8 protein-coding genes are annotated in these 7,974 nt (G+C 60.5%); 4 read left to right on the forward strand and 4 right to left on the reverse strand.

Features of this window, described 5'->3' with window-relative positions:
• Positions 1 to 175 precede the first annotated feature (175 nt).
• The gene (locus tag CKW17_RS11350) at positions 176 to 2,587 is read right to left on the reverse strand and encodes a penicillin acylase family protein (RefSeq protein WP_095119889.1); all 2,412 of its coding nucleotides are present in this window, start codon (positions 2,585 to 2,587) and stop codon (positions 176 to 178) included.
• Positions 2,588 to 2,689: 102 nt separating this feature from the next.
• A complete protein-coding gene (locus CKW17_RS11355; protein WP_095119890.1) occupies positions 2,690 to 3,268 on the reverse strand; it encodes a DUF6436 domain-containing protein in 579 nt (192 codons plus the stop codon).
• 98 nt (positions 3,269 to 3,366) lie between these two features.
• Here CKW17_RS11355 and CKW17_RS11360 point away from each other — a divergent pair, with 98 nt between their 5' ends.
• On the forward strand, positions 3,367 to 4,314 hold the full coding sequence (locus CKW17_RS11360; RefSeq protein WP_095119891.1) for an alpha/beta hydrolase: 948 nt from the start codon (positions 3,367 to 3,369) through the stop codon (positions 4,312 to 4,314).
• A 104-nt stretch (positions 4,315 to 4,418) separates the two neighbouring features.
• Here CKW17_RS11360 and CKW17_RS11365 read toward each other — a convergent pair whose 3' ends face one another.
• Complete coding sequence (locus CKW17_RS11365; RefSeq protein WP_007913867.1) at positions 4,419 to 5,150, reverse strand: DUF2059 domain-containing protein; 732 nt, start codon at positions 5,148 to 5,150, stop codon at positions 4,419 to 4,421.
• A gap of 108 nt (positions 5,151 to 5,258) precedes the next feature.
• Here CKW17_RS11365 and CKW17_RS11370 point away from each other — a divergent pair, with 108 nt between their 5' ends.
• A complete protein-coding gene (locus CKW17_RS11370; protein ID WP_095119892.1) occupies positions 5,259 to 5,891 on the forward strand; it encodes a 2OG-Fe(II) oxygenase in 633 nt (210 codons plus the stop codon).
• Positions 5,891 to 6,376: a DUF523 domain-containing protein gene (locus CKW17_RS11375; RefSeq protein WP_095119893.1), complete on the forward strand. Its 486-nt coding sequence runs from the start codon at positions 5,891 to 5,893 to the stop codon at positions 6,374 to 6,376. Before CKW17_RS11370 ends, CKW17_RS11375 begins: the two co-directional genes overlap by 1 nt.
• 270 nt (positions 6,377 to 6,646) lie before the next feature.
• Here the strand turns inward: CKW17_RS11375 and CKW17_RS11380 are convergent, their stop codons facing one another.
• A complete protein-coding gene (locus tag CKW17_RS11380) occupies positions 6,647 to 7,210 on the reverse strand; it encodes a transporter substrate-binding domain-containing protein (protein ID WP_095119894.1) in 564 nt (187 codons plus the stop codon).
• Between the two features lie 135 nt (positions 7,211 to 7,345).
• On the opposite strand from CKW17_RS11380, the gene CKW17_RS11385 reads away from it, so the two are divergent.
• The gene (locus CKW17_RS11385) at positions 7,346 to 7,771 is read left to right on the forward strand and encodes a DUF4399 domain-containing protein (RefSeq protein ID WP_095119895.1); all 426 of its coding nucleotides are present in this window, start codon (positions 7,346 to 7,348) and stop codon (positions 7,769 to 7,771) included.
• Positions 7,772 to 7,974 lie beyond the last annotated feature (203 nt).

A 7,974-nucleotide genomic window follows, 5' to 3' on the forward strand; every position in this document is an offset into this window, starting at 1 on the left:
ACCCCAGCCCTCTCCCAGAGGGAGAGGGGGTCGATTGGGGGATATTGGGGAGATACGCCGACGTGATATTGCTGTTCCGAATCCATAATCGACTCGATCTCTCAGGTAGGTGCATAGCGAAAGACACCTCGGTCAGTCCCCTCTCCCTCGGGGAGAGGGCTAGGGTGAGGGGCTTTTAAGGCGCTGCCCGCGCCGGCAACAGCTTCAACGTACTACGCGTATTCGCCGTCACCTCTTCGGCATTGAAATGCGCCTGCACATACATCCCGTCGACATACGCCTCAGCCTGATCGTCATAGTGGCTATCAAACGGCACACCACTCTGCCCGACCGGGTTAATCGTCAAGCCATGCGCCGGATCGGCAAAATCCACCAGCCGCCGCGTCGACGGCCCATAAGTCACCGGCCATGGCGCCGGGCCGATCTTCGCTGAAAGGTTGTTCGGCACTTCATGACTGCCCGGCGCCGCAAACGGCCCAACGTTGAATATCCGGTCCAGCGGCTTCTGCTGTCCCAGCGGATGGCCGTGAGTCAGCGTATGCGCCGCGCCCCATTTCCACTCGGCAGAGTTATCGCCGAGGGTCAGCTTCAAGTGCTGCATGCTCGCCTGCCACGCCGTGCGCACGACATCGGCACGGGTCTCCTTGTTCGGCGTGCTGCGGTTATCCCACCACGGTGAATCGGCATTCGCCGCCAGCTTCGGCAGCGCCGCATCGATCACTCGCGTCGACAGCAGCGTGTCGAAAAAGTCATTGCCCAACTCATCCCGCATTGCCGCATCGGCGAGGTCGTAGAGGAACTGGTTGAACACCGTTGCATTGACCGAATCCAGCGGATAGTCGCCTGGCCACTGCGCCAGTTGCTCGACCAGTTTCAGTTGCGCCGGATCGCTGACCACCTCGCGCAGCACCGGCAGCAATGGCGCCAGCAAGCGCGGGCCGTAACCGGTGGCGGTGCCCAGTTGCAGTTTCTGGTTGGCCTCGTTGGTCCACTTCACGCTCTTGTCGCTGAGCTGACGATTGAGTTGCTGGCCGCGATCGGCGAGGTTGTAGTAACCGGGAATCTCCATGCCGGTCGGCGAGACGGGTTGGAAGTTGGCCGAGACGATGTAGCCGCGCGCCGGGTTCTCTTCCTGCGGGTTGGCGCTGAACGGGTAGAAGCCATCCTTGTCGGCCTGATTGCTGCTGCCGTCGAGCATGAATTCCGGCCGCACCCCGGCCGGACGCTTGGGCTGCAACGCCGAAGCCCACCAGGCGATATCACCCTTGGCGTTGGCGTAGACGAGATTCAGCCCCGGCGCCTGCACCTTGGCCGCTGCCGCGCGAGCCTTGGCCAACGTATCGGCGCGGTTGAGTTGATAGAAGCCTTCGAGGATCGGATTTGGCGTTTCGAGGAAAGCCCACCACATGGCGATCGGCGTCTTGCCGGCAGCGGTGCCGAGCGCATCGTTGACGATCGGGCCATGGGGCGATTGACGCAGGGTGAGGGTTACCGGTGTTTGGCCCTTCACATTGATCTGCTGTTGGGTGACGACCATGTCGGTCCACTGGCCGCGATACCAGACCTGATTGGGGTTATCCGGGTTGACCTTCTCGGCGATCAGGTCCAGATCGTCGTTCTGGAACATGGTCAGGCTCCAGCCGAAATCGAGGTTGTGCCCCAGAAAAGCAAACGGCACCAACGCCTGATGATGGCCGTACAACTCGAAGCCCGGCGCCGACAATTGCGCCTCGTACCACACCGACGGCACCGAGAAACGAATGTGCGGATCACCGGCCAGCAGCGGTTTGCCGCTCTGGCTGTGGCTGCCGGCAATCACCCAGGCGTTGCTGCCTTCGAACTGCGGCAGGCCATTATCGATCAGTGCCTGTTCGCTGAGGCGGGCGAGGGCGTTGAGGTCTTTCCAGTCGCCAGCGGCCAGGGGTGGAGTCGATTTGCCGTGATCCTTGGCGAGGACGCCTTTTGGCTGCCAGTCGAGGTCGAAGACCTTGAGGTAATCGGCGCCAAGCTGATCGCGCACGTAGGTCAGCAGCGGTTCGGTGCGAAACGCCGCCGCAAAGCTATAGGCCATGTAGCCGGCGACGCTGATGCTGTCTTCCGCCGTGAACGGCCGTTTGGGGATGCCCAGCACGTCGAACTCGATCGGTGCGGCGTGGGTGTCCTGATATTGGTTGATGCCATCCAGATAGGCTTGCAGGCCCTTCCATGCCGGCGACTGTTTATCGAGGCTGGCGACGTAACTGGCGGCGCGCTCACGGATGCGCAGGCTGCGGAACAGTTTGTCGGTGTCGAGCAGCTTCGGCCCGAGCACTTCGGCCAGCTCACCACGGGCGAGGCGGCGCATGGCTTCCATCTGGAACAGGCGATCCTGGGCATGCACGTAGCCAAGGGCGCGGTAGAGGTCGGTTTCGTTCTCGGCGCGAATGTGCGGCACACCGCGTTCGTCGTAGCGCACGGTCACCGAGCCCTGCAGGTTGCGCAGTTCGACCTGGCCCTGGCGCGTCGGTTGTTTGCTGTAGACATACCAGCCGACGCCGGCGAGCAGAACAACGATGAGCAAGCCAAGTACGGTGAACACGCGCTTCATGGTGACTCCTTGTGCAGGCGGGATTGCCGCCCGTCGGGCTGCAAACAATTAGCACAGACCTTCTGTGCCGTGCAGCGCTGTCCTTGAAAAGTCCGGAATGCCTTATGGCGTTTCCACCGGCCACGGACAGTAGCAACCGACCGCCAGGGTGTGCGTGGCATTGACCGGGCGATCTTGCGTCAGGGCATTCAAAATCGGTTCGATAAAGCTGTTGCTGGAGTTGCAGGTCAGGCCTTCGCTGTACGGGCCGAAGTAGGCCAGTTTGCCGCTGCGGTCCCAGATCGCCACGGCCGGGCTGGCGGGCACCTGTTCGGAGCCGGGCAATATCGTGATGGTTTTCAGGCTGCTGAGGGTCGCGGGCAACTGGCCGTGGCTGCCAGTTTTTTGCACGGCGAAGAACTCAACGCCTCTGGCGCCGAACTGCTCGACCATTTCGGTCAGGTGCTGTTGATTGCCGACATTGCACGGGCAGGCCGGGTCCCAGAAGTGCACCAGGCGGATCTTGCCGGGGCCGGCGAGATTGTCCGGCAGACGCAGCGGATCACCGGAAAACACTGCCGTGTGTTCGCTGAAAGCACGCAGATAACGCCCCTGAAACCAGTCGTACGCCGCCCACAGCACCCCGGCGCAAATCAGCGCGAGCAGGCTGGCAAACAGTGCGGTGCGGTAGGGCGAACGCATGGATTTGGTTCCTCAGAGGCGGGCTAGCTTGCCATGTCTGCCACGACAGATGAATATCGCAGGCCGATAAAGTCTGTTTACCGCTTTGGAATCGCCTTATGTCTGCCACTTTCGACCCCGATCAAATCCGCGCCAGCCTCAAGCCTCTGGCCGAGTGGCAGCCGTTGTCGGATGAGGCGAAGGCGTACCAGCAGTTTTATAAAACCGATTTCCCCCATCGTGATGTCTGGCGTGGCATGGGCCGTTTCGAGGTCGATGGCTATGAAGTGGTCAACCATTGCTGGTGGCCGGAGAAGGTCAAGGCGACACTGTTTCTGCTGCATGGATACTACGATCACACCGGGCTGTATCGGCATGTGATCGAGTGGGCGCTGGATCAGGACTTCGCGGTGATCGCCTGCGACTTGCCGGGCCATGGCCTGTCGAGCGGGCCGCGCGCGAGCATTCGCGATTTTTCTGAATACCAGGACGTCCTGCAGGCCTTGTTCGCCGAGGCGCAGTCGATCGCGCTGCCGCAGCCGTGGCATCTGTGCGGGCAGAGCACCGGCGGGGCGATTGTGGTCGATCATTTGCTCAACCATGCTGAAAACAGCCCGGCGCAGGGCCAGGTGATTTTGATGGCGCCGCTGGTTCGGCCGCGGGCATGGGGCTGGTCGCAGTTGAGTTATTACCTGCTCAGGCCTTTCGTTCGGGGTGTCGCTCGACGCTTCAGCGAGAACTCCAATGATCCGGATTTCCTGCCGTTTCTGCAGGCAGATCCGTTGCAGCCACGGCGCTTGCCGACGAAATGGGTGGGGGCGTTGTCGCGTTGGATCATTCGCGTCGAGCACGCGAAAAAAAGTCCGCGGCGGCCGCTGATCATTCAGGGGCAGGCGGACATGACCGTCGACTGGCAGCACAATTTGCAGGTATTGAAATGGAAGTTTGATCGACCGCAAATTCTGCTGCTGGCCGAGGCGCGGCATCATCTGGCGAATGAGACGGTGGAGATGCGTGAGGAGTATTTCGAGTTCTTGAGCAAGCGGATCAGGGGGCGGAATCTCTAGCGTTGGTGAGGGCCCTATCGCGAGCAGGCTCACTCCTACATTTGGAATGCGTGCCCCTGTAGGAGTGAGCCTGCTCGCGATAGCGGTCTAAGAGACGACGAAGATCATTGCCCGACCGCCAACCCCGCCCGAATCGCTGCCAGCGCCGCCTGGTAATACGCCTTGCCCTCAGTCGACTCGGCAAACGTCGCAAACTCTTCGAGCTCTTCATCCGACAGATCGCGATAGACGTAAAGCAACGTGTTGTTCATGTCCGCGCCAATCTGATCCATCAAGCGCTGGCGCTGACCATTCAACATGCCCTGCGCCTGACCACCACCGAGCAGTCCCGGGATCATCGAACTCAAACTGTCCGCCGCCACGCCGGCAATCGCCAGGCTCACTTCGGCGCCAGCCTCACGGGCAGGCAAGGCTTGCGCGAGGTGGCCGATGATCAGCAGACGGCTGTCGCTGGCCTGCATCTTCGGCAGGCCCTTGGCGTTTTTCGCCAGTTGATCGCGGCGAGTCGCGAGCAATTCAGCGGCGACGATTTTCTTGCCCAGTGGCGATTGAAAGAAAGTCAGCGCCGGTTTCGGGTCGGCGAGCTTCTGCCGCAGTTGCGCTTCGGCGCGTTGATCGACGGCCTGCGGGGCAAAGCGCTGATTGCTGTTGTTCACCAGCGCCTGAAACACCGCCGGCGGCAGGCTGTTCTGATAGCGCTGCTGTGCGGCCGTCAGGGCATCGTTGAAATGCGCACGTTGATCTGGCCAGCCGGCGACCTTGTACAACTGATCGTGGCCGTCCGCCCAGGCGGGCAACACGCAGAACATCAACAGTGAAAAAAGCAAACGGCGCATAGGGACTCCTGTCAGCAGCGGACTATTCTCCGTGCGGTGCCGGTACTTGTCGAGAATTCGTAGCAAGCCGCCGCGTGGCTCTGTCGGATTTCTTGCCGCCGACATACTATGCGCGGCATGCAAATATCCTCTGAACACCCACTGCTGTTACGCATTGTCGATGACCTGGCCGAACACGGCTGGTCGCAGCAGAACATTTTCCTGCCCGCCGGTTTGACCCGCGAGCTGGCGGCCGAGTGCCGTAAACGTGAGGCCGAAGGCGAGTTGGCCCCGGCGGCGGTGGGGCGTGGGCCTTTTTCGGAGATCCGCGAGGGGATTCGTGGCGACCACATTCAGTGGATCGATCCCGGTCAGGCCGAGGCCAGCGACCGTTATCTGAACCTGATGGAGAGCCTGCGCGAGGCGCTCAATCGTGGCTTGTTCCTCGGCCTTGAAGACTTTGAATGCCATTTCGCGCTGTATCCGCCGGGTGCGTTTTATCGCCGACATGTCGACCGCTTTCGCGACGATGACAAGCGCATGGTGTCGGTGGTGGTTTACCTCAATGATGCGTGGATGCCGGAAGATGGCGGCCAGTTGCGCATGTACCTGAATGATGAGCGCGTACATGACGTGCAGCCTACGGGCGGGTGTCTGGTGGTGTTTCTCTCCGGCGAAGTGCCGCATGAGGTGCTGCCGGCCAATCGCGAACGTTTGTCGCTGACCGGCTGGTTCCGCCGCCGTGGCAACGAGCCGTTCTGATGGAAAAAATTCTGGTCAGCCGCTGTCTGTTGGGCCACCGCGTACGTTACGACGGTGGTGCGAGCGGGCCGTTTGATCTGCTTGAGCAGTGGATTGCCGAAGGGCGGGTGGTGCCGTTGTGTCCGGAGGTCGCGGGCGGTTTGCCGACGCCACGCGCGGCGGCGGAGATTCCGGGCGGGCAGGGTGGTGAAGTGCTCGATGGTGACGCAGCGGTGATCACCACCGAGGGCGAGGATGTCAGTGCGCAGTTTCTCGATGGCGCGCGGCAGGCGCTGGAGCTGGTGCAGAAATATGGCATCCGCGTGGCGGTGCTGAAGGCCAACAGTCCTTCTTGCGGGAATTTGCTGACTTACGACGGGACGTTCAGCGGGGTCAAAATCTCTGGTGAGGGCGTGACGGCCGCGTTGCTCAAGCGCCATGGTGTGCAGGTGTTCAGCGAGCTTGAACTGCCGCAGGCCGCGCTGGCCCTTGCTGCTTTGGATTGATCCGGAATCGTTGCCCTCACCCCAGCCCTCCCGAAACGTCGGACCGCCCGGAGGGAGAGGGGGCCGACCGAGGTGTCTGGCGTCTTGCATCGACCTGGAAGACCTTATCGACTATGGATTCGACATAGCCATGACCGATCGATTATGGATTCGACAAAGCCATGACCAATCGATTTCGGATTCGGTATAGCCATCCCAAGTCGGCGTATCTCTGAAGCATCCCCCATTCAGTCCCCTCTCCCTCTGGGAGAGGGCTAGGGTGAGGGGCTTTTAAGGCTTCAACCACTTCTCGGTCAGCGCTGCCAGGCGCCCATCTGCCTTGATCCGCTGCATCGCGCTCGCAAGACTGGCCTGAAACGCCGGATTACCCTTTTGAAACGGAATCGCCAAATCCACCGGCTCCGCCGCTTTCGGCTTCTCTTCAGTCAATGCCTGCACTAACACCATCGGCCGTGGCTGCTCATCCTTCTTCGCCAACAACTGCGAATCGACCTTGCCGTAAGGCTCGCTGAAGTCGAAACGATCCTTGAGTTCGGATGTCAGTGCTATGTGGTTGAGCGCGACGTCGTACTTGCCGCTTTCAACGCCCTGGAGCAGGTCGGCCTCGTCGGTGACGATGAAGTCGGCGCGCACATCCAGTTCGTTGGCCAGCAGTTGCCCAAGCTCGACCTCGAACCCCGTGAGTGTGTCGCCTTCCTTGAAATTGAAGGGCGGTGTATTAGCCTCAAGGGCTATGCGCAGCTCGCCACGGTCGTTGACGTCATCAATCAGTTCGGCGTGAGCCAAAGGGCTCAAAAGGGGTAGCAGGCAGATCAGGCCAGGCAGAAAACGCATGGTCACTCCTTTGAAATCATTATCGCGACGCTCTGATTCAGGCTCGCTTTGCTATGGTTGTCGAGTGCCTTCGACAACGAATGGTCATGAAGTTGTCATGACCGTGCGGATTTTACGGAAAAACTGGAGAAGAAAATGAAAAGCTTTATGTCACGTGCAGCGTTCGCTGGTGTGCTGATGGGCGTTTCGGTGCTGGCCAGTGCGGCGACACCGGCCCCCAAAGGCGCTGAAGTGTTCATCGTTTCTCCCGAAGACGGGGCCACGGTTTCGCAGACCTTCACCGTCAAGTTCGGGACCAAGGCCGTCGCACTGGCACCAGCCGGTGATGTCACCAAAAACACCGGTCACCATCACCTGCTGATCGACGCCAAGGAAATTGTTCCTGCCGGTTCGGTCGTCCCTACCGATGCCAACCATATGCACTTCGGCAAGGCGCAGACCCAGGCTGACATCAAGCTCGCCCCGGGCAAACACACCTTGCAGCTGGAACTTGGCGACAGCGGTCACATGGCATTCGACCCGCCAATCGTCTCGAAGAAAATCACCATCAACGTGGAATAAAAAAGGGAGCCCTTTCGGGTAATGCCGATCAGTTAAGCCTTCTCGCTTGACCTTTGGCCGCAAGAAATCAAAATCCGATGCCTGTACTGGCATCGGATTTTTTTATGCGTCTCGCTCGGGCACTGGAACTGACCCACAACATCGCCTCTACCCCCAACGCCATCGAGGGATTGGATGCTTTGCTCGATCCTTCTTTGGTCGAA

This window comes from Pseudomonas sp. Irchel s3f10 (genome assembly GCF_900187515.1).
Classification (GTDB): Bacteria; Pseudomonadota; Gammaproteobacteria; order Pseudomonadales; family Pseudomonadaceae; genus Aquipseudomonas; species Aquipseudomonas tensinigenes.